Source organism: Fodinibius roseus, assembly GCF_900129315.1.
In the GTDB taxonomy this organism is placed as follows: Bacteria; Bacteroidota; Rhodothermia; order Balneolales; family Balneolaceae; genus Fodinibius; species Fodinibius roseus.
Genome location: NZ_FQUS01000016.1, coordinates 24,473 through 47,107 on the forward strand (window position 1 = coordinate 24,473; position 22,635 = coordinate 47,107).

Genomic DNA, 22,635 nt, shown 5'->3' on the forward strand with positions numbered 1-22,635 from the left:
AGAAACAGGCAATTCCTCTTTGGTACTTTGTCTTCGTTGGGTAAGAGAGAGTCAGAAATGATCTGTAATGAATTTTTTTGAAGTGCTTGTTCCATTTTTTCTTTCATGAAAAAACGGAACCAAAAAAATGACCGGCTAAATACCTTATGTCGGCGTTCCTTGCGCCTAGTAAAGGCTCACATCCCAAAGACGGCCCTGAATTATTTTTTTAAACAATGTACCCATTACTGAAGGAAGAAAACCGGCCTTGAAAAGTCAGCGTCCGGGGTGGCGGTAGCAAGGCGGAGGATTTAGAAAAATATTTCTCTGAACCCGGCCCCGTCGGGTGAGTTTATATTTTTCTCCGGAGCCGACGCGACCGCCAGACGCTGAGTTTTCTCAGCCGGTGAGTTTTTTTGGGTACTTTTTTGCTCATTCAAAAAAGTGCACGTCCATTTACTCCTGGTAGGAAACGGACTCTATATGGGAACGCAGGCGCTCAAGTGCCTCATACAGCAAGTTTCGAACGCACTGGTAATTGATTTCCATCACTTCTACCAGTTCCCTGTTGGTCAAGCCGTGATAATACTTTAGAAATACAGCTTCTTTTTGTCGGGGGGTGAGCGTCTCCAGTCCTTTCTCTAATTGCTCTCTTTTGTTTTGGGCAACTTCTTTTCGAATTAACAAATCCTCAACAGGAAAGGTTAACGCTTCCTCATTCTCTATATAATTTCGGTTCCGCTCAGCACGCTTCCTGTTTCGCTTGAGTTCCTTCATAATCAACCGTCGCAGCGAGGACAACAGGTAGGCTTTGACCGATGAGGCCGGGGAAAGCCTGTTTCGACTCTTCCATATATTCAGAAACAGTTCCTGGATGGCTCCATCCACTATTTCTGTATTCGATACTATTTTAATCCCGTAATTGTACAGGTGCTTGTGGTGACACCGGAAGAGCTCGGATAATGCCTCCCGTTGCCCCCTCCTCAAGGCGGACCAAAGATTTTGATCCTTCTCATTACTATTTTTTCTTTGCTTAAATTGAGCTAATAATAACATTCAATATCAATAGATGTATCTATTCTCCATATCCCGTCAGAAGTCCCTTTAGCATTTGAGCGCTTCTAAATTTACTTTTTTTTACTAATAAATCAATTAATTTTATTTTTTTTACCAAAAAGTTATCAAATAAATTGAAGTGATGGGGTCAGGGGGAGCTAAAGTATCTTATATACAGGCCGGAAGTATCGCTATCTTTTTCTCAAAATCGTGCTCATATACTTGACAACCGGCAAAGAGATTTTTCTGATTATAATACCTTTGAAAAACCGAGAGTTTTGGACAATATCAAAGCCTGAGCGAATTCAAAATCGCAGCATATAAAACATATGTAAGGATTTTAAGTATGTAAAAATGCAGATATTGGCCAAAAGAACGGTTTTGCAAAAGCCCCCTTTCATTTATTCCTGACCATAACATAATAATTCAAATACAGCAGCTCCTGTATGCTTACTCGGACGCTCTACTACAATTTTAAGTGAATCGGTTATAATAGGTTTATTAAAATCGATTCTACTTATGGTTTGATAATTATCTTCCTTTTCATAAAGAAGATTCTCTTCGTTATCAAAGACCTTAAAATTTTGTATACAGAAAGGCATGACCCGCTCCTCGTGGCCTCTCAAAGTAGATTCCAAAGGATGGTCAAAATCAGTATCAAACATTAGAATGATGGTGTTAATTTTTTCCGGCTGTTTCCATTTAACAGCTATATTTGCACACTTGTTTTCCCAGTGAGCGATCCAGGCATTGGGTTTGAAAGTCGGACGGGTATATCCATTATTTACATTGCTCACATTAAATGAAGTAATACCCGGGTTTATATCAAACCCAAAATTTTTCCCCCCTGGACGTCTTTCAGGTATCCAGAATTCAAAAGAATCCACGCCGATATCATCCGGTGGATCTTGTCTCCCATTATTAGAAACTGCTTTATTGGGTTTGTTGAAGACTGTCAATAATCCGGATATTCTTTTCTCGCTTGTTTTTATTGAAACATCTTCGTTTTTCATTAAACAGATAAACACGTATTGCTCTCGGTCCAGAATCGAAGAGACCTCCAGTTCAATGTTCTGTTTCCCTCCTTCAAGATGGATTTCCCTTTCTTCCAACATTATATCCGGTGTATAGTTGTTTTGCTCTGAACTTGTCCTCAATTCAATCTCTAAAGTGGTGGATTTGGAGGCTTTTACATCAAAATTAATTTTGTATCCCGTGTTCTTTTTAAACGGCAACATCTGTGCAGATGAATAGTTAAGATCAAGCCAGGGACCATCTTTAGGCAAGGACGTAAGATTCAATTCATCAGAAGCGGATAACTCTGCTTTATTAATCAAATTCTCTTCGTCCTCAAGAGGAACAAGCGGAATACTCTGCCCCCGTTTGTTTAACTCCTTTTGCAAAAGCTTTATAGTTTCTTTTTCTCCAACTTCCTTTGGCATTATACCATGTTTGGTTGCAAGAGCAGCAGCCATTCCCACCGCTTGTGCCCCATGTGCACAAGTAGCCATAACCCGTGAAGAACCAAAAGCTACATGGCTGGCGCTAATAATTCGCCCGGAAAAGAATAAATTGTCGATACTTCGGCTATAATAGCATCGATAAGGAATTTGATAAACTCCTTTTGAATGCCACTGATTGCATCCTTTTTCACCGCTATATATTCCATCGGCATGATGTAAATCAAGTGACCATCCACCAAAAGCCACGGCATCGTAATGCTGACTTTGCTCAACAATATCTTTCTGGGTTAATATGTAATCGCCTTCAAATCTGCGGCTCTCCCGCTTACCGGGAATAGTGCCTACCCATTCTAATGTTAGGGTTTGCGCATCAGGATAGTTCCCGCTATTTTTCACATAATCCCAGATCCCGTAAATTACCTTCCAAAGCTCCCACTTTATTTCTTCGGATTGATGTACGGTATCCAATCTGCCGCCATATTCAACCCACCATAACTGACAACCATGTTCGTTTATATCAAAATTTCTGATCTTGTAAAATTCTTCTGGATTTTGCAGGGCAAAACTCGGAGCAATAAAATCGACGGGTTTGCCTGCATCTTTTGTGTAGAAATAAATTGAGTGCCCCAAAAGCTCTCCATAATCCTCTACATCAGGAGCAAACCCTTCGTCAAATTCCTCTTTTTTTTCTGCTCCCATTCGAAATGGAGCTCCAGCCTGAAAAGCCATGATTCCATCTCCTGACGAATCACAAAACAAGGGAGCGGCAAGTTCATATTTGGTTGAATTCTGACTACAAAATCCAATAACTCTTTTTATGGATTTTTTTCCTGCCTTTTCCACCTCATAGACAGCGGTATTCAGCAATAATGTTATGTTGGATTCTTCCGAAACTTTTTCAAGAAGTATGGTATCAAAAATCACGGCGTTACCTTCCGGATTTCTATAAACATTTTCCAGAAGGATTTCATCAATCACCCCTCCTTCTCTGGCCCAACGATTATTATTTCCCATGCTTGAAGTAGCGCCGAGTATCCAAAGCCGTACTTCACTTGAAGCATTGCCTCCTAAAACGGGACGATCCTGAACGAGCGTCACCTTTATACCCGCCCTGGCGGCGGTCAGAGAGCAGCAAACCCCCGCCATCCCACCACCGACCACAACAAGGTCAGATTCTATCTCTGCAGTTTTAACGGAACGTTCGGTTACAAATTCTTTTTTAATCATCAACTCCTACATCCTTGTATTTAAATTTTTGTATCATGGTACTCTGGTACTTTTTCATATCGACGGCGGTTCAATTTCCATATGATATAAGCGATAACTAAAATCAAAGCGCCCATCGATCCCACCAATACGTTAGCATTATCGGCCAACAGGCTTAACAAAACAATTAATCCCCCGGTAAATGCCAGTGAAATACTAATCACTTGTAATCCATACCTATTCTGTTCTGATGAAGTATCCACTGATGCTTTTAATTTTTCATTTACATCTTTTTCTTTTCTAATTTGTCGGATGTATGCAATATATTGAGGACTTATTCGCTCCTTATAAATCGCCCAAATTTCATAACAGGACAACATCAACAGAGTACCTCCCACGCCAAATATCATTTCCATTGCCCTATCCAGGCTAAAATCCCAAAGAACAGGGGTCACAAATTTGAAGAAAAGATTAATTCCAAGACTGAGAAGCGTGATTAAAATAATTGATTTCCCTGATTGCCTTTTTGAAAAAAGGGCCCAAATGGGAGGTGCAAACAGGGGAGCTCCTGTGATGGCTCCTATGCTCAATACCACTTCTACAATACCTCCGGCAACAGGTACCAGCAATGCCACCCCAATGGTACCCACTCCAAAAATGATTGTAGCTATTCTTCCTATAAACATTAATTGCTTATTTGAAGAAGAAGGTTGTAAATTCCTGTAGATATCATTTGTTACTACCGCTGCTGCCAGATTCAATGTAGTATTTACCGAGCTTGCGGTGGCAAAAACTATACCTCCGAGCATAAGTCCGAGCATACCTACAGGCAAGACTTCTTTGACCATCATAAGATATGCACCCTCATTTTCTAACCCAGCCAAGCCCGGTTCGGTTATTCGATACAGCATTGGGGGCAACATCCAAATAACAGGAGTAATTATATACAAGGCAGAAAAAAGATATCCCACTTTTTGGGCTGATTTTTTATCTTTCACCATTGTAAATCGTTGTACATATGCCCAGTTGCCGCCAATATAAATAAGGTTATAAAGTGCAAAGGCCACCATAAAACCAAATGTATACTCTCCATTAAGAAGGTTGAAAAAATCATCTGGTGCATTCGTCATAAAGCCACTTATTCCTCCTGCGCTTTCCAATGAAAGTGGTACAACTATCAGGACCGCCACAGTAAGAATAACAAATTGCAAGACATCAGTAACTACAACGGCCCACAAGCCACCCACCGTTGTATAAAGTATGATCAGTAATCCCAGAACAATAGTAGTTTCGGAGATTCCAAATCCTGTAGCTACATTCACAATTACGGCCACAGGGTATAAAAAAGCTCCCGTGGTAAATAAAGAGAGTACTAAAAACAGATAGGTATAAAACTGTTGGACAGAAATGCCCAATCTCTTATTGATGAATTCTGCTGCAGTCAAAACATTTGCTTCTCTCCACTTCGGGGCAATCAGAATCCCTATGATAAGGCCGGCAATACACATAGTCCATTGAATAGTAACGGCAACCCAACCGTATTCATAAGCGATGGAACCCCATACCACAAATGTACCCGCAGAAAAAAAACTCATAAAAAGAGACAAGCCACTGATTGGCCAGGGAACTGCGCCACCGGCTGCAAAAAAGGACTCCATGTCAGAATTCCCTCTGCCGAAAGACAAGCCGGCTATAACAACAGCAACAGTAAAAAAGCATACAACAAAATAATCTATGCTATGCACTACGGATTAATCATTTTATGGTTAATTCTTTCATTTTTTCGTGCCATGCATATCCATAACCTATCTTGACAGCTGGAATGAAGTATTAAGTTTCAAAATTCCCTCGCTGTAACCAAGGCCTGGGACATATACAGAATATGCCATCTGTTCTTTCAACAGGGGTGATTGGCTGCTACCCGTAAGTAAATATCAGCCGCCCAATAAATCAATCGAACTATTTCGCAGGTATCTCCCGGTAGCGCTTTCCGAAGTCCCGGATACTCCTCCCCCCCTGTACCCGCATCCGTTCAATCCAAAAAGCCGAAGGATGAGCAGCATACAGATAAAGAAGTGATTGAATGCCAAACAAAACCTGTTCTGTCCCAACAGCCAACACCTGCAGTCGGCCAGCGCAAGCTTTCATCAGTCGGGTTAAATTATGGAGAGGAGGTCAGAAGGAACCGCCGGGCGCTGCATTTTCTCAGCCGGCTACGTTTTTGGGTCCGTTTTAGCGTCGTTCCAAAATTGGAATATTCCTATGATGCAAAAGATCTTTTACATCACCGTCACTCCCCTATCCCCTGCCTTATCGCATGATACACCCGGGCATCGTATTCATCCTCCATGTACTCTTCCAAAAACGAAATAATTTCCGGGTTCCGGTTATTAAGCAGTCCCCGAACAACCATATACCGGATGCGGGGATCCGCCGACTCTGCCAGCAGCTCCCGACTTCTTTCCTCCCAGATGCCGGACGTATCCTCATATTCGATCAAAAGGTTCAGGGCCGCCTGGCGCACACCGTAATCATACTCCTCATCCAGGAAACGCTCAGCTTCACCGAGAATGCCTGTCTGTCCCTCGTCAGCCAACTGCCGTATGGCTGCCACCGAGCGGTGTCCCACGGTATCCCGGCGGACGATATCAGCGATAAATCCCTCTAACTGTTCTGCGGAAGCGATGGCCGAAAGGGTGGCTATCCCCTGCTTGAACACGGGGAGACGATCGGTATTGACCGTCAACTGCTGGACGGTACTCCGGATATCGGGATTCTCCGGGTAGTTTCGCAGGGCTTTGAGTCCCGCCCGTTGCACCACGCGACTCTCATGCCGGAGGGCATCCAGGAAGAGCTGCTCCGTGCCGGCCGCACCCCGGGTAATATCGGCAAGCGATGTCAGCAGGGCCGCGCGCACCTCCGGATCCACCCCGCTTTCCAGGGCATCCGTAATGGCGAGCTGCAGGTCGGGATTGTCGGTATGCGCTCCCAGATTCTTTGCCGCACGTGCCCGCTGATCCAGCGATTCGGCATTGCGGAGCTCATATAGCAAAAACGGGACGGGTTTGTGCTCCTCAATCTTGAGCTTGAGCTGACCCGGAATTTCGAGCCAGGCCGTGCGGATATCCGGTGACACTCCTACCGAAATGGCGTCGGTCATGCCGGTAAAGGATATATCTTCGGTCTCGCTTCCTTCGCCATATATTTTGTGCAACCGGAGCATTTTAAGTTCATCATACACGCCCTGCACAGATTTGAAGCCAAGCGCCAACTGTTCCCCGGTTTCATCCAGCTGATAGGATACCCGATACCGCACGCTGTCAGCCTTCGCCTGATCAGCAGCTCCGGATGAGGAAGTATCCGCCCGTTCCGTGTTCAAAACCTCGGAAACATCAAACATCGGCTGTCCGCTCGACCGGTACCACAAGCCGGCATAGTCCCTCCAGCTTATTACAGGAGAAAGCTGCTTTATCATCTCCGGATGGGTTTCTTTGATTATCCAATCTTTCGATTGCTCTTCCCAGCGGGACCATCGTTGCTGCCAGGCATTCCATCGCTGCGGTCCGAAGAGCTCATAAATGCTTTTCCGGGACGGTTGAGGCTGATCTTTGACTTCCAGTTCTTGCGTTTCTCCCGTAAGAGATTGCTGGAGAAGCGTCTGGTATACCATGATGGCATCAGCCTGGCTCCACTGGGCCGCACGCTGTTTGCTGCCTATCCACTGGGCTATAATTCCGCGCAACAGCTGTTGCTGCAGATCTCCCCTGTTTTGATAAAGAAAGACCGTTGAGCCGCCCCACGATTTCGTCTCCCACCCGTGATCTTCCAAAACCACAACGTTCAGACGATCGTATGGGAATTCGGACTGCATCTGCTTTTCAACGCTCCCCAGCCCGTCATAAGCCTGTTGCAGCAGCTGCTGGAGATCCACTTCGCCGGCAAGCTCCTGTTCAACAGCCAGGTTGATTCCCTTGATCCCGTAGGTCGTCGATTGACTTTCGAAGTTTCCGATGGCAAAAGCCAGATCGGATGCGGGTACTTCCGCCTCTGAGGCAAACTGGTACTGTACCACTTCCTCCGTGACAGCTTCCTCCCCGGTTTTACGTCCCGTCGCCCAGACGGTATAGCCCGCAGGCACTGAGATATTAAAGGTTGTTTTCAGCGTAACATGCGGGTTATCGATCACCGGCACCCAGTGGCGCTGGGACCGCGGAAGCAGGGAGGTCCAGACGGTATTATTGCTGTTTTTAAGCAATCCGAACCGGGGATCGGTACTATAGCGAATCCGTACTTCATATGCCTGTCCCTTCTCAGCAGCTTCAGCAAGCGGAATAAGCAGCGAATCGTTATGCATCCGGAACTCCGCCGCCTCGCCATCTACGGAAGCTGAGCTGATATCCATATGGGAAGCATACAAAATGACGGTATCGGCCCCGCTTACATTCGCTTCAATCTGGTACGTTGCGGCAGCGTCTAAGCGCAGGTTCTGCGGCTGGACCCCCAGCTCAAGTTCCAGCTCCGTAAAATTAAAATCCAGCTTTGGGTAGGGTTCATGATCAAAGGATTGGGCGTCAAGCTCTGGCGCGAGCCCCAGCAAAACCCCTCCCAGCAAGGCCAGGGACAGCAGGCTTCGTCTGAAACGTTCCGAAAGCGAATGGGTACGGCTCATAATAGTTTTTGAGATTATTTCCTGTTATTGAAAAAAAGAATATAAGGAGTCTGACGAAATTGCATAAATTTTAAGCTCTTAAAATCTGGTTTGTTCCGCCTGTCCAAATGATATGGGGCTGTTTGTTGTTATCGTATCACATCAACGAATGTAACTCTAAATAATTTTAATACCTATGAGTACCATGAAAGCAATGCAAGTACCGGCAGCTGGCGCTGATTTTGAAGCCGTTGAAAAGGAGATCCCCTCACCAGGAAACGATGAAGTTCTGATCAAAGTTCAAGCCTGTGGCATCTGCCACAGTGATGCTTTTGTAAAAGAGGGGCTGATGCCCGGCATTGAATATCCCCGGGTACCGGGACATGAGGTGATCGGGACCATCGAAGAGCGCGGCGATACCATCGACCGCTGGGAAATAGGACAGCGGGTAGGCGTCGGATGGCACGGGGGACACTGCTACAAATGTGAATCCTGCCGGAACGGTGATTTCATCAACTGCGAAAACGGCCGGGTGACCGGCATTCATTTCGACGGCGGATATGCCGAATACCTGGTCGCTCCCGAGAGCGCGCTTGCTGCCATTCCCGAATCGCTCGACGCGGCTGAAGCGGCGCCCTTGCTTTGTGCCGGTATTACGACCTTTAACGCCCTGCGCAACAGCAGGCTCGAACCCGGCGACACGGTAGCCGTACAGGGCATCGGGGGACTGGGACACCTGGCCGTTCAGTATGCGAATAAATTCGGATGCAAGGTGGTGGCCCTCTCTCGCGGCGACGGTAAAAAAGAACTCGCTCTTGCACTGGGGGCTCACCAGTACATCGACACTGAAGCGAACAACGCCGCGGAGAAGCTGCAAGCGATGGGAGGTGCCAAAGTCATCTTGGCTACGGCTCCCAGCAGCGAGGCTATTTCGTCGGTGGTAGACGGGCTGGGACGCAATGGACAGCTCATGGTCGTTGCTGCAGCCAATGATCCTATTGAAGTGACGCCCCTGCAGCTAATAATGGGACGCAAGTCCGTGTCCGGGTGGCCCAGCGGCGATGCCAGGGATTCCGAAGAGACCCTTCACTTCAGCGCTCTCCAGGATATTACTCCCAAAATTGAAACCTTCCCGCTGGAGCAAGCCAACGAAGCCTATGATCGCATGATCAACAACGAAGCCCGTTTCCGCGTGGTCCTGGATATGGGAGGATGAACCTCTCCGGGCGACTCACAATCCAAGGCCGTGGGGATGTTTTCCTTTGTCCTAATCTCATGTCCGTATTCAGACAGAACGCTCCCGGTGGGACATACTTTTTTCAAGAGAAAGTAACCATGGCCTTGAAAAGTCAGCGTCCCGGGTGGCGGACGCAAGGAAAGACGCTATAATTGAACTCGCATTTTTACGATCGGACAAGATTCAATTCCGGCCTAATACATTGTGCTGAAACAAGTGACCGGAGCCGAATCGCAAAAATCATTTCTGTCTGAGGACCGTGAGGGACGAGTTAAATGATTTTAGCAGAGACGAAGGGAACGTCAGCACAATGTATTCAGCCGGCGACTTTTTTTGGGTTCCGTTTTTTTCGTCGCTGAAAAAAATGGAACATACCTTACTTCACGGCTACAAAAACCACATCCATAAGGTTATTGCCTGTGGGACCCGTTTTCAGCAACGTGTCCATTTGCTGATGAAAATGGTAGGCGTCGTTATTTCGAAGGTACTCACCCGGATCCAGTCCCCGTTCCCGGGCCCTTCGGACCGTATTGTTGTCCACCACCGCGCCGGCGGCGTCCGTGGGACCGTCAACGCCATCGGTGCCGGCGCTCAGCCAGCTGATATGTTTATCGATATCCGCAATCTTCAGCGCCCCGCGCAGCGCCAGCTCCTGGTTGCGTCCCCCTTTGCCCCCGCCGGTGACCTGCACCGTGCTTTCTCCGTAAAAGAGCATTAGCTGGGGGTCAGTCATATCCTGTGAGATATGGGAGTTTATTACGTCCGTGATATGAAGTGCTACCCTCTCCACGTCCTCATTAAACGGCTCGTCAGCGACTACGGTCCCGTAACCGGCGTCCCGCGCAAAATCTGCTGCGCGGCGGACAAACTTCCGGGCCGAGCTTATGATATACTGCCTGTGCTCCCGTACCGGTTCCTCTTCCGGCCGCACCACTTCCGGTATCTCACCGTCAATCCCCTTTTCCATATGAAGCCGCACGGCATCGGGGATACGATCCCACAGCTCATACTCCAGCAGCACATGATAGGTATCCTGGAAGGTAGAATAATCGGGGGTCGTGGGACCGCTTCCGATGATGGCGGAGTCATCACCCGGCACATCGGAAATAATCAGGTCAACAAGCGTGGCTCCCTCCGGCACACTGCGGAGCAGCTGTCCCCCTTTTATCCGGCTGCAGTGCTTTCGCACCGTATTGATCTCGTGAATTGTAGCCCCGGAGTTGTTCAGCAGATCATAAGTTTTGTTGAGCTCCTGGATCCCAATGCCCTCGGCCGGCCGGCACATGAGCGATGAGGTGCCCCCCGAGATGAGTGTTATCACCAGGGCCTCTTCCGGCACGTGATCCAGGAATTCGGCCGCCGCTCGTCCCGCTTCCAGGCTTCGCTCATCCGGTACAGGGTGGGCAGCCGTAATCACCTCATCGGCACTGCAGCCCGACGCTGCCCCGGCATCCGGGGTGATCACCAGGCTGCCCGCTACCCGCTCACCCAGTATATCCCGTGCGCTTTCATACATCGGGACGGACGCTTTGCCCACCGCCAGCAGATATACGGGATGATCGTCCATGGAAAATTCCGATTCTCCTACCCTCACCTGCTCCCCGTTCACTGATAAGTTCTGTGAGACCGCGTTCCCGGGAGAGCAAGCCGCAAGGGTCTTTTCAAAGAGGTCGATGAGATATAAGGAAGTCTGCATATATGAGAATTAAATTCGATAATCTATTTCAGGACAAAGCAAGTAACAGACTATTTCCACTCATCCCGCCACTCTCTTTGCAGCTCAAGGTGATCTTTTTCCAGAGAAATAGTTCCACAAAGTCTTCTGATATTATTTTTTTTTGGTCTCACTCTTTCTATGCTTCCGATATTGTTCCCGGACGGTTTCTGCGGAACTACCTTTTTTTATTACAGTTATCATAGCTTCATTTCTTAATTTAACCTAAGATACGCTTGTTGTAATAACGAAAATCTATTTAATATCATTGTTACAATCAAAATCTATATTCTGCATTCCACCCTAAATAAGCCTGATTATTTATTAACAGAAGCCTTAGAAACCCATTCATGAATAATCCGGGTTAAACACCTCCAGCACCTCCGGCAGCAGTGACCGACTGCATGAAAACCCATTACCCGATTCGATGGTTTCCTGTCCGTCGGTATCACAAAAAATCCCGCCGGCTTCCCGGAGAACAGGCAACAGCGGGGCGGCATCCCAAATATGCAGCTCGGGATCAAACATCAAATCCGCACGCCCGGTCGCCACCATCATATGCCCGTATGCATCCCCCCAGGTCCGGTGGATGCGCGTCTTCTCAATCAGCGTATCAAAGGCATCCCCGTATCCGCTCCCGGCCGCCGTATAGACATCCGTACTCAGAAACGTGGCTTCGGAAAGGGTCTCGCATTCGCGGACCGAACAGGCAGTCCCGTTCAGGCGGGTACCCTTTCCACGGGCCGCCTCGCACAGCTCATCCAACGCGGGGGCATAAACGATACCTACCACCGGGTCATCGTCCACCACGATGCCAATCAGAGTGGTGTAAAACGGCACCCCGTGGATGAACGACTTCGTGCCGTCGATGGGATCCAGAATCCACTGTACCGGGCTCGATGCATTCGTGTGACCATGCTCCTCGCCAATGATCCCGTGATCCGGAAACAGGTCTTCTATGGCTTCTCTCATGACAGACTCTGTTTTCCGGTCCGCAACGGTCACCGGCGAATCATCCGACTTGCGTTCTATGTCTACTGATTTTTTAAAATAGGTGAGCGTATGCTGTCCCCCCTGCCGGGCAATATCAATGGCTGACTGGTGAATATGATCAAGATCCGCTTTCATGTGTATTATTGTCTTAAGGTGATTATTTTCAGGGTTGCAATATAGAATACAGAATTCAGAATTCAGAATTTTTGAACATTCTTTAACCAGGATTATTCACAAAGAAGACTTAACTATATGCTATATGCTTTAAAAAATAACAGTATGACGAATGATTCCATACTATTCATGAATAATCCAAAGTAATACTCATTTTCTAATTCCCAACTTCAACTTCCAATCTCACGTATGACCGACTCACAAATTTTTAGCAGTATTGCCCGGGAGCTCAACCTCACATCCAAACAGGTGAGTTCCGTGGCGAACTTCCTGGACGACGGCGCCACCGTCCCGTTCCTGGCTCGTTATCGCCAGGAGGCAACCGGGGGACTCGATGAAGAGCAGATCCGCAGGGTACGGGATCAGCTGGAGTTCCACCGCACGCTGGAGGATCGCAAAAAGACGATCCTCAAAACCATTGATGAACAGGATAAACTGACCGATGAGCTCAGGGAGCAGATCACCTCCTGCACCGACCTCAATACGCTGGAGGATCTCTACCTTCCGTATAAGCCGAAGCGCCGCACAAAAGGCGATATGGCCAGGGAAAAAGGACTGCAGCCCCTGGCCGAGCTTATCTGGGAGCAGGAGATCGAACAGGGCGACCCTATGGAACATGCCGAAAAATTTGTGGATAAGGAACAGGAAGTGGCCTCTGCCGAGGAGGCGATGGACGGCGCCCTCCATATTGTCGCCGAGTGGGTCAATGAATCGGTGGACGTCCGGAATAAACTGCGGGAGATCTTTCAGGAACATGCCGTGGTAAAAACGGAAAAGAATCCCGCTGTGGACAAACGCACCAATTTTGAGGACTACTACGATTTCTCAGCCAAGGCCAAACAGCTGAAACCCTATCAAATCCTGGCTATCAATCGCGGCGAGCGCGAAAACGTATTGTTCGTAAACGTGGAGCTCTGGGACGAAGTGACGCTGGAGAATATTGACGACATCGTCATAACCAACGACATGAGTGTTTTTGTCCCCCACCTGCAGGATGCCGTGGAGGATGCCTACAAGCGGCTGCTCTTCCCCTCGCTGGAGCGAGAGCTTCGCAATAATCTTACAGAACGGGCCGACGCGCACGCGATCGAAACGTTTGCCACGAACCTTTCCAGCTTGCTGATGCAGCCGCCGCTGGATCACAAAGTCGTGATGGGCATCGATCCCGCTTACCGATCCGGCTGCAAGGTTGCGGTTGTGGACGAAACAGGAAAGTACCTGGAGGGTACCACCACCTATCCCACGCCCCCTCAAAATAAGGTGGCGGAAGCAGAGGAGATTTACGACAGGCTCATCGACAAATACGGCGTCAACCTCATTGCTATCGGCAACGGGACCGCCAGCCGAGAGACCGAGCAGATTGTAGCAAGTTTTATTCAAAAGCGAAAAAAGAATCATCCCGGAGAAGAGCTGAATTACCTGATCGTGAATGAAGCCGGGGCTTCGGTATACTCGGCCTCCAAAGTAGCCGCCGAGGAGTTCCCGGATCTGGAAGCGGCCCAACGGGGGAACATCTCCATTGCACGAAGGGTACAGGATCCACTGGCCGAACTAGTGAAGATCGACCCCAAGTCGATCGGGGTTGGATTGTACCAGCATGACGTCAATCAAAACCAGCTGGCGCAGTCCGTCGATGATGTGGTGGAAAGCTGCGTAAACAAAGTAGGCGTAAATTTGAATACGGCCAGCGCACCGCTGCTCTCGCACATCTCCGGGCTCACCCGTCGCGTGGCTAAAAACATTGTTAAACGCCGCGAAACCGAAGGTGTTTTTTTGAGCCGCGATCAGATCAGGGAGATCACTGGCGTCGGTGATTTTCGCTTCCAGCAGTCCGCCGGATTTATGCGGATCCCGGAGTCGAAAAATCCGCTGGACAATACCGCCATTCACCCGGAAAGTTATGCCGCGGCCGAAAAACTTTGCAACCTCTTTGGCATCGATCTCGAAAATCTAAAACAGCAACAGGATACAGTTGCTGAAAAACTTTCCGGCATCGATAAAGAGCAGGTCGCGAAGCAGCTGGATGTGGGTATCCCGACGCTGGACTTGATCATTGAAAACCTGCAGAAACCCGGGCGCGACCCGAGGGAATCGCTGCCCAAATCGGTACTCCGGGATGACATTATGAAGATGGAAGATCTCAGTACCGGGCAGGTTGTAGAGGGGACTGTCCGAAACGTCGTTGACTTCGGAGCCTTTATCGATATCGGGGTCAAGCAAGACGGACTGCTTCACATTTCAAAAATGGCAGACCGGAAGGTTGAGGATCCTCACAATATCGTCTCGGTGGGAGATATTGTTAAAGTTGAAATTGTTTCTCTCGATCTCGAGCGCGGTCGCATAGGTCTGGCGATCAAGTAATACTTTCGGGATAATACCGAAGACTCATAACCACTCTTTTCTCTTACCAGGTCGTTGACCCGCTCCGGTTGACGACCTTTTTTAATTCCTTCAAACCAAATTAAACCGTTTTATTCTTCCAAAAAATAAGATTTATATTAAAAAAATTTTATGTAAATTTTGTAACTTACTGTTATACATATAATTACATATTTTTAAAACCTTATGAATAATTGTCGGGACAATCATAATTTTTAAAAACCTAAATTATTTAGGCTGAAAACACAGCGTTTCTTTACCGCATTCTTCAGGAGATAATATTCCCATAACTTATTGATATTAAATAATTTACGTTATAAGTACTTCTATGCATATCTTGCCATTCCATTTACATATAAAATCCCGCCTTATTTTTTTAGGCAGCGCACAGAAGGGGTATTGGACCATTATATAATTATACATTATATAAACCTTGCAACTTGTTGTTACAAAAATATTTACACTATATTATAACAGTGAAAATTAGAGCTTGACTCATTTTTTTTCGATGCTTTTTAATGAGTTACGGGGACCAAACTACCCATATTTTATATCATACCCATAATCTCTTGGTAACCAAAGAGATAGACCATTATAACTTCATCAAACCCTTATCTCTGTGTCAAATTGCCAGTCCCCACTCCACCCTCGGTTTTCCCCTCTATTTCCGACCCCGCATCCTGTCTTTCGATAATAATAAACGACTATTTTTTTACAGCTCCGTTTCTTCTCTACTATTTAATCCGGAGCATACCTACTATCTGTTCTACCGAATCACCTATCTTGTACAAGAACTGATATACCTGTCTTCCATCCTAAAATTTTTCCCTCATCGTTATATAGGGTCGACGATATAAATAGCCGGTCTCTCTCCTGCCCAGTGCTACGCCTGATTTCTGCATAGGACGGTAACTTCTCCCTTCACTCCGCTCGTAATAATTAAAGAATCGAGTTCTCAAATGGATGCCGATGAACTCGTAAAATTACGCTGTCCGTCACCGGTTAGAAGCGCAATTTGAAGCACCTGTTTAAAGGATCCATTTTCTCTTTTGCTATGGAAATCTTATCTGATTTGCGATGCTTTTTCCTTTTTTTACCGGCAGGAAATTTTGGATCGGTGCTGGTTTTTTCCGTATTGGCAGCCTGAATTCTCCCGCAGTAATATCTCCTCAAATTAATCTGTTTGCGGGTGCTCCAAACCTGCTCGACCCTATTTCTTCTGAAGGATTTGAGATCATGAATTCGGCGAACAACTATATAAACTTTCACGACAAAAACACTCTGAAAGTCCCCGGGTAATCGCAAGTATTTCATGCAGGATAGGGACCGGCTTCACGGCGGTGATTCCGGCTGTTCCAGGCGAATGAGAATGAGGATTAACAGACATTTCATGTCTTGATAATGCTCAACCTTTACACATTTAATGGCATATGAAAAATCGGCCGGCATTATAAAAATGGGGGAGTTTAACGTGAATAACCTTGGTTCATCCCAAAAAAACCGCCAAACAGCGAAAAATAACCTTATATAATCGCCTGAGAGCTTTTAAACAGTCTTGCCTGATGTTATATATGCCTCTGACCGAGATTCTTCCTTAAAACCGGCTTTCTGATCCTTTTTTTGAGTGCATCGGATAAAAAATCGAATATCTATCCGGCTATTCGCCTTGATTTGCAGATCATGACTCCCCGCAATCTCCGGGCCCACTGCTGTATGAGAGGGACAACCGGCTAAAATCCAAAGCTTTGGGTTCCCATTTTTTATTTGTGGCAATACAACAATTTGATCATTATTCTGTTATTTTATCTAAAACAGGGCTTTAAAAACCAGGACCGTTGGTCGATAACAAAGCCCGAATGCATCCAAAACCACTGCACGTAACGTATGTGAGGGTCTTGAATGCGCGAAAATGCAGAAGCTGGTTAAAGGTACTATTTTGTAAAGCGCTCTAAAACCAACTGAATCGGGACGACTTGTCAAAGACCAATAGATATCCATATCAGGTTGTATTCGTTCTCCTTGCAGGGACACTCTCCCTTATCCCGCTTATGGCGGCAGCCCAGGAGACTGATACGACGCGTCAGGAACTGGAGCTGGAGCGGGAAACGCCTACTCCACAGTATCTCCGTCCCGGGTTTGACAGGCCGGCCGCGGGCGGGGTGATGACAGACATGGGGAGCTATGAGGTGCCGGAAGAGACCGAGTATTACCAGCTGCCTTTCAAGGGACAGGAGTACCTGGATATGGCTGTAGAAGCCTACCGGAAAGAGCTGGAAAAGCATATCGGTCCCGATTGGCTCAGCCAGTTTATGAGAACAGTAAGCCCCTTCATCAATAATCAATTTGAGTTCGGCTTCTACCAGATCTATGATATGAATTCTACGGTCGATCGCGATAATCCTCTCTTCGAGTCCTATACCAATGATGATGAAATCCAGTAGCCGTACTCACCCAAAACAGATTTGAACGGCCTCCTTTACTTTTTTGAGATCCTCATCCGTAACCTGAAAATGAAAAGTGGCTCGTAGTTTCCCGGGACCAAAAGGTGACAGGTAAACTTCTTTCTCCTGTAACTTTTGGGTGGCTGCTTTGGCGGTGCCTTCCCTGACATCGAAGATGAGTATGTTGGTTTCCACACCACCCGGATCAATAGACAGCCCGTCACAGGAATCAATGGTTCGGGCCAGCTCGCGGGCTCGCCTGTGATCCTCTTTCAGCAGCGAAAGATGCTTATCCACCGCATAGTCCGCTGCAGCAGCCAGCACACCCACTTGCCGCATGCCCCCTCCCCACATCTTGCGCCTCCGTCGTGCCTTCCTGATGCGATCACGGGAAGAAAGGATCATGGATCCGGCCGGGGCTCCAAGTCCCTTGCTGAAGCAAACCGACATCGTATCAGCAATCAAGCCAAAAAAGCCAGGGCTAATATCCGTGGCAGTCATCGCATTCCAAATTCGTGCGCCGTCCAGGTGAATAAACAGCTGATGGTTGTCGGCATACGATCGAATAGCCTCAAGCTCCTTCCTCCTGTAGCAACAGCCTCCGCCTTTATTGGTACTATTTTCAAGCGCCACCACTTTGGTGTTGGGTTCCCAGTCGTGTCCCCCGCGCACCATATTTTGTAGGATCACTACCGAAAGCTTTCCCCCTTCTCCCCTGAGCGGATGCAGCTGAACCGAAGAAAGATGAGCCGCAGCGGCGGATTCGTAATTGAAAATATGTCCCGTTTCGTCGATCAGGACTTCATCCCCCGCTTCCGTAAGTACATTAAGACCCAGCTGATTGCCCATTGTTCCGCTGGGTACAAACAGGCCGGCCTGAAAACCAAACATAGCCGATACTTTATCCTCAAGGGCATTCACCGTGGGGTCTTCTCCAAAAACATCATCCCCCACCTCGGCCTCTGACATCGCTTTTCGCATTCCGGGGGTTGGTTTGGTCACGGTATCACTTCTCAGGTCGACCATAGCTTCTGTCTCTTATGTTAATTCATACTTACTTTGTGTGACTCTGCGTCTGCTCTGTGGCATTTCGTAACATAATATAACCATAGATTTTAAAGGCTGTCATATAAAATCGTACCTTAGCCACATGGATTAATTTTCTTACGCAAGTAAAAGCGCCCCTCGTTCCTTCCGGTCGCTCAGACAAACCTATGTACAGCCGGTTTTCGCATACTCATTCCGGTCGGCTCACAGTCCAGGCCTGAAGGATAGCTCTCTTAATCAACGAATAGCCAAAATTCCAAAAGCGATTACTTTAGCCGGGCTTGTCTTTTGTATTGAACAGAACACATGACCATTCCTATGATAGCTGTATTCAAAACGGATACAAGAAAGCTCCAATTTGGGGTCTGGGGAATAGCGGAAGACCTGTGTTAAGGATGACTTGTGCCGAAGAGCTATCCCTGACGAAAAAGTATAAGGAGTACAAAATCTTGCTATTCCCCAGCACTTTTTTTGTCTATTTTTTGGTGACAAAAAATGGACAACTCTACCTTGGGTCAAGCCAAAAAGGGCAAAACAATCTTAATCATAACTATAAAATCCCTCACCGGTTTTGTCACCCAGCCTGCCCGCTTCCACCATTTTCACCAGCAGAGGACAAGGCCGGTACTTGGGATCCTTAAATCCTTCATGCAGTACGTGTAATATATCCAGGCACACATCCAGCCCGATGAAGTCCGCCAGCCGAAGCGGTCCCATCGGGTGCGCCATACCGAGCTTCATCACCTGGTCTATCTCTTCGGGCTCGGCCACTCCCTCATACACACAGTATATGGCCTCGTTGATCATCGGCATCAGCACGCGGTTGGATACAAAGCCGGGGTAGTCGGATACGACCACCGGATTCTTGTCCAGCCCTCGCGCCGTCTTCTCAATCGCTGCTACCGTAGCGGCGCTGGTTTGCAATCCCTTTACCACCTCCACCAGCTTCATCACCGGCACGGGATTGAAAAAATGCATCCCGATAAATTTGTCAGCCCTCGTGGTAGCAGCCGCCAGCTTGGTGATAGATATGGATGAGGTATTTGAAGCCAGAATCGCCTCGGCGGGCGCAGCCCTGTCGATCTCGGTAAAAACCTCTTTCTTGAGATCAAAATTTTCGGACACTGCCTCTACGACCAGTTCAACCTCATCCACTGCCTTGACGATATCTGTAAACGTGACGATGCGATCCAGCGTCTCTTCTTTTTGGGTAGCATCAATTTTTTCCTTGCCAACCATGCGATCCAGATTCCCTGAGATCGTCTCTAAGGCTTTCTCAGCCAGCTCCAGGTTCCTTTCCACCAGGTGAGTGGTAATACCATGCATTGAAAAGACATGCGCAATGCCGTTGCCCATCGTGCCGCCACCAATGACCGCCGCTTTCCTGATTTTTTTCATATCCGTTCTGTTTTTTTAAAATTATAATCCTGCTTAATCCGGATTATTCACCAAAAAATTGAATTATGGTAAGACGAAGTCAAACCAGTAAATAAAATCCCATAAAATCTATAGATTGATTACACCTGGTATACTTCAACGCCGCTCACGAGTACACTTCACAGCATTGCTATTTCCTCAAATCTAAGTTAACTCACCTATCAGATAAGCTCAATAATATTACACAGTTAAGATTATTTCACATTCATACGTGAATAGTCCGGGTTTAGCAAAATCTATATTGATATCCTTGCAGAGGGTATCGAATTTTGCCGTCATTATCAATAGCTGAGGGCGTCGTGTAACCAAATTCTCAGCACTTTCCGGAAACCATTTTTAGCGTTATTGATTAATCACTATGTTTGCTACTTTCCCGCTTAACGTTAACGACAGATCGTTTCCATGAAAAAAGTTTTGGGCATGCTGCTCGGGTTGTTCCTCTTCATCACCGGCATTGTTGCCATTGGCATGTACTGGACCTTCTACCAGCCACTTCCCGACTACAATGCTACGCTGGTACAGCCGGAACTCAGGAAACCCGTCACTATCCACTGGGATAGCTACGGCGTCCCCCACATTTATGCTCAAAACAAAGTGGACCTGTATTATAGCCTGGGCTATGCCCATGCGCAGGATCGACTCTGGCAAATGACGGTTTCACAGATGGCCGCAGAGGGACGTTTTGCGGAATTCCTGGGCAAGGACATGCTTTCCCTGGATATTATGCTGCGAACCATAGGGTTCCGCAGGATTGCGGAAAAAATTGAGGCGACGCTCTCCGATACGACGATGCGCTATCTCGAAGCCTACTCCGCCGGCGTCAATACCTATAGCCGGCAGCATCCGAACAGCCTGCCGATCCAGTTTTCACTGGCGGATATGAAGCCGATTCCCTGGACCCCCACTCACTCCATTGCCCTTGCCCGGCTGATGGCCTGGGATTTAAATCTGGCCTGGAAGTCGGAGTTGATCTATGCCTATCTTTCCGAACAGCTCCCGCGCGAAAAATACCTCCAAATTCGTCCCAACAACCGCTTTTTACCGGATCCGGTGCCTTCCGATACGGCGGATACGTTAACGGCGGCCCTCCTTCCCATGCTGCAAACCGACGAGCAGCTCCGCAAAATCACCGGCTCCCGGGGCAGCCACCAGGGAAGCAACGCCTGGGCCGTCAGCGGCGAAAAATCTTCCACAGGGGCTCCGCTTTTGGCCGGCGACCCGCACCTGGGACTCAGTGTCCCGGGCAAGTGGTACGAGGTGCATCTGAATGTGGAGGGACAAAATCTTTCCGGGGCTTCAATCCCGGGGGCGCCTATGCTGGTACTGGGACAAAATGACCACCTGGCGTGGTCGATGACCAATATCATGCTTGACGATACGGACTTTTTTGCGGAGGCCGTAAATCCCCAAAATGAGCGCCAGTTTGTACTTGATACGCTTGCGGGCGAACCACTATATGAAAATTTCAGCCTTCAGCGCGAAGTCATCAGCATTAAAAACCGGGACGATACGGTCTTTACGCGCCGCCTGACCAACCACGGCCCCGTCATTTCGGATATCCATCCCGACCAGGAGCTTACAGAAGAACGGGTTATTACCATGAAATGGACCGGCCATGAGGTCAGCCGGGAAATTGAAGCACTTCTTGCCATGAACTGGGCCCAGTCATTTGATGAATTCCAGGAGGGGGCCCGCAATTTCAAAGTACCCGGCCAAAATGTCATCTATGCCGACAGGGAGGGAACCATCGCCCAGCTCTCCCTGGCAAATGTGCCTGTCCGCAGCGGTAATCCTATAACCCTGCGCGAGGGCTGGGACCCTTCCCGGGATTGGCAGGAATATGTTGCCTATGAAGAGCTGCCCTCGGTCATCAATCCCGATCGCAACTGGATTGCCAATGCCAATAATCCCCCGGCCGGCGACGATTACCCGTACTATCTTTCCGTTTACTGGGAGCCCGATGCCCGGTATGAACGAATCCGTCAGTATTTGACGGAATTTGATCAGCTTTCGCTCGAAAACTTCCGGCAAATGCAGTACGATTCCCACTCACTGTACGCCCGGGATATTACCCGCAGCATTTTGCCGGTTCTAAAGCAGCACAAGGAACAGTTTGAAACTGTAATCTCGTACCTGGAAAACTGGGACTACTCCTACGACGCCTCCGAAACGGCCGCATCCATCATCGATGTATTTCTGATTCATCTCGCTGAAAATACCCTGAAGGATGACTTCTCGGAATCGGTCTACCAGAAGTTCATACGGTTTTCAGCCCTCCCGGAACGGACCATGCTGCGTCTACTGAGGGACAACGGATCCCTTTTCGATGATGTTTCGACCACGAAACGGGAGACACGGGCTCAGGTGATCACGCAAAGTATGGAGGAAACAATCTCGTTTCTGCGGGAACGATTCGGAGCGGAGCCGTTTGAATGGCGCTGGGAGCAGCTGCATACGCTAACCCTCCGCCCTCCCCTCTTCGGAGAGGCCGCTCAGTCACCCACCGCACCAACCTCTCTGAAACTTATTGTCCGCAACCTGCTGAACCTGGGTCCCTATCCCGTGAAGGGACACGGAATGAGTATAAACAATGGAGAATACAGCTGGAATGATCCCTATGAAATGATTTTGGGTCCCTCTCTCCGGCGAATCATTGATTTTTCCCAAACGAATTACAGCTTGTCTGTTCTGCCCACAGGCCAATCCGGCAACCCGTTCTCCACCTACTACGGTGATCAAACCGAAGATTGGCTCAACGGACAATACAAATTCCTGTACCAGGACAGTACCCTTTTTAATGAAACACAGTACAATACCATGAGGCTTGTACCCGGACGGAAAAAATAATTACCTCCGCAATC

General features: G+C 47.9%; 13 protein-coding genes. 4 read left to right on the plus strand and 9 right to left on the minus strand.

What is annotated here, in order from left to right; genetic code table 11:
* Window positions 1-435: 435 nt before the first annotated feature.
* The 5 genes from BUB16_RS14300 to BUB16_RS14320 all read right to left on the minus strand — a co-directional run bounded on the left by BUB16_RS14300 (window position 436) and on the right by BUB16_RS14320 (window position 8,373).
* Window positions 436-1,035 (minus strand): RNA polymerase sigma factor, encoded by a 600-nt coding sequence (locus BUB16_RS14300; RefSeq protein ID WP_073065826.1) that lies wholly within the window; start codon window positions 1,033-1,035, stop codon window positions 436-438.
* 401 nt (window positions 1,036-1,436) lie between these two features.
* Window positions 1,437-3,725: an FAD-dependent oxidoreductase gene (locus BUB16_RS14305; RefSeq protein WP_073065829.1), complete on the minus strand. Its 2,289-nt coding sequence runs from the start codon at window positions 3,723-3,725 to the stop codon at window positions 1,437-1,439.
* Window positions 3,726-3,745: 20 nt separating this feature from the next.
* Window positions 3,746-5,449 carry a sodium:solute symporter family protein gene (locus BUB16_RS14310; protein ID WP_073065833.1) on the minus strand — a complete coding sequence of 568 codons (1,704 nt, stop codon included), beginning with the start codon at window positions 5,447-5,449 and terminating at the stop codon, window positions 3,746-3,748.
* A 214-nt stretch (window positions 5,450-5,663) separates the two neighbouring features.
* A complete protein-coding gene (locus tag BUB16_RS14315; RefSeq protein WP_073065836.1) occupies window positions 5,664-5,852 on the minus strand; it encodes a hypothetical protein in 189 nt (62 codons plus the stop codon).
* Between the two features lie 142 nt (window positions 5,853-5,994).
* Window positions 5,995-8,373, minus strand: coding sequence for a hypothetical protein (locus BUB16_RS14320; protein WP_073065839.1), 2,379 nt, complete (start codon window positions 8,371-8,373; stop codon window positions 5,995-5,997).
* Between the two features lie 175 nt (window positions 8,374-8,548).
* On the opposite strand from BUB16_RS14320, the gene BUB16_RS14325 reads away from it, so the two are divergent.
* Complete coding sequence (locus BUB16_RS14325; RefSeq protein ID WP_073065842.1) at window positions 8,549-9,568, plus strand: alcohol dehydrogenase; 1,020 nt, start codon at window positions 8,549-8,551, stop codon at window positions 9,566-9,568.
* Window positions 9,569-9,965: 397 nt separating this feature from the next.
* Here BUB16_RS14325 and BUB16_RS14330 read toward each other — a convergent pair whose 3' ends face one another.
* On the minus strand, window positions 9,966-11,285 hold the full coding sequence (locus BUB16_RS14330) for a glycerate kinase type-2 family protein (protein ID WP_073065845.1): 1,320 nt from the start codon (window positions 11,283-11,285) through the stop codon (window positions 9,966-9,968).
* A gap of 366 nt (window positions 11,286-11,651) precedes the next feature.
* Window positions 11,652-12,431 (minus strand): inositol monophosphatase family protein, encoded by a 780-nt coding sequence (locus BUB16_RS14335; protein WP_073065849.1) that lies wholly within the window; start codon window positions 12,429-12,431, stop codon window positions 11,652-11,654.
* Window positions 12,432-12,659: 228 nt separating this feature from the next.
* Here BUB16_RS14335 and BUB16_RS14340 point away from each other — a divergent pair, with 228 nt between their 5' ends.
* Window positions 12,660-14,831, plus strand: coding sequence for a Tex family protein (locus BUB16_RS14340; protein ID WP_073065852.1), 2,172 nt, complete (start codon window positions 12,660-12,662; stop codon window positions 14,829-14,831).
* A 1,991-nt stretch (window positions 14,832-16,822) separates the two neighbouring features.
* Window positions 16,823-17,290 (plus strand): hypothetical protein, encoded by a 468-nt coding sequence (locus BUB16_RS14355; RefSeq protein ID WP_139240317.1) that lies wholly within the window; start codon window positions 16,823-16,825, stop codon window positions 17,288-17,290.
* A 6-nt stretch (window positions 17,291-17,296) separates the two neighbouring features.
* On the opposite strand, the gene BUB16_RS14360 is transcribed toward BUB16_RS14355, so the two are convergent.
* The gene (locus tag BUB16_RS14360; protein ID WP_073065864.1) at window positions 17,297-18,316 is read right to left on the minus strand and encodes a threonine aldolase family protein; all 1,020 of its coding nucleotides are present in this window, start codon (window positions 18,314-18,316) and stop codon (window positions 17,297-17,299) included.
* Between the two features lie 561 nt (window positions 18,317-18,877).
* The gene (locus tag BUB16_RS14365; RefSeq protein ID WP_073065866.1) at window positions 18,878-19,735 is read right to left on the minus strand and encodes a 3-hydroxyacyl-CoA dehydrogenase family protein; all 858 of its coding nucleotides are present in this window, start codon (window positions 19,733-19,735) and stop codon (window positions 18,878-18,880) included.
* 441 nt (window positions 19,736-20,176) lie between these two features.
* Here BUB16_RS14365 and BUB16_RS14370 point away from each other — a divergent pair, with 441 nt between their 5' ends.
* On the plus strand, window positions 20,177-22,621 hold the full coding sequence (locus tag BUB16_RS14370) for a penicillin acylase family protein (protein WP_073065869.1): 2,445 nt from the start codon (window positions 20,177-20,179) through the stop codon (window positions 22,619-22,621).
* Window positions 22,622-22,635: the final 14 nt, after the last annotated feature.

Coding starts and splice junctions, on each gene's coding strand:
- BUB16_RS14300 (WP_073065826.1), bottom strand. CDS start 1,035: ATGTTATTATTAGCTCAATTTAAGCAAAGAAAAAATAGTAATGAGAAG.
- BUB16_RS14305 (WP_073065829.1), bottom strand. CDS start 3,725: ATGATTAAAAAAGAATTTGTAACCGAACGTTCCGTTAAAACTGCAGAG.
- BUB16_RS14315 (WP_073065836.1), bottom strand. CDS start 5,852: ATGAAAGCTTGCGCTGGCCGACTGCAGGTGTTGGCTGTTGGGACAGAA.
- BUB16_RS14320 (WP_073065839.1), bottom strand. CDS start 8,373: ATGAGCCGTACCCATTCGCTTTCGGAACGTTTCAGACGAAGCCTGCTG.
- BUB16_RS14325 (WP_073065842.1), top strand. CDS start 8,549: ATGAGTACCATGAAAGCAATGCAAGTACCGGCAGCTGGCGCTGATTTT.
- BUB16_RS14330 (WP_073065845.1), bottom strand. CDS start 11,285: ATGCAGACTTCCTTATATCTCATCGACCTCTTTGAAAAGACCCTTGCG.
- BUB16_RS14335 (WP_073065849.1), bottom strand. CDS start 12,431: ATGAAAGCGGATCTTGATCATATTCACCAGTCAGCCATTGATATTGCC.
- BUB16_RS14340 (WP_073065852.1), top strand. CDS start 12,660: ATGACCGACTCACAAATTTTTAGCAGTATTGCCCGGGAGCTCAACCTC.
- BUB16_RS14360 (WP_073065864.1), bottom strand. CDS start 18,316: ATGGTCGACCTGAGAAGTGATACCGTGACCAAACCAACCCCCGGAATG.
- BUB16_RS14365 (WP_073065866.1), bottom strand. CDS start 19,735: ATGAAAAAAATCAGGAAAGCGGCGGTCATTGGTGGCGGCACGATGGGC.
- BUB16_RS14370 (WP_073065869.1), top strand. CDS start 20,177: ATGAAAAAAGTTTTGGGCATGCTGCTCGGGTTGTTCCTCTTCATCACC.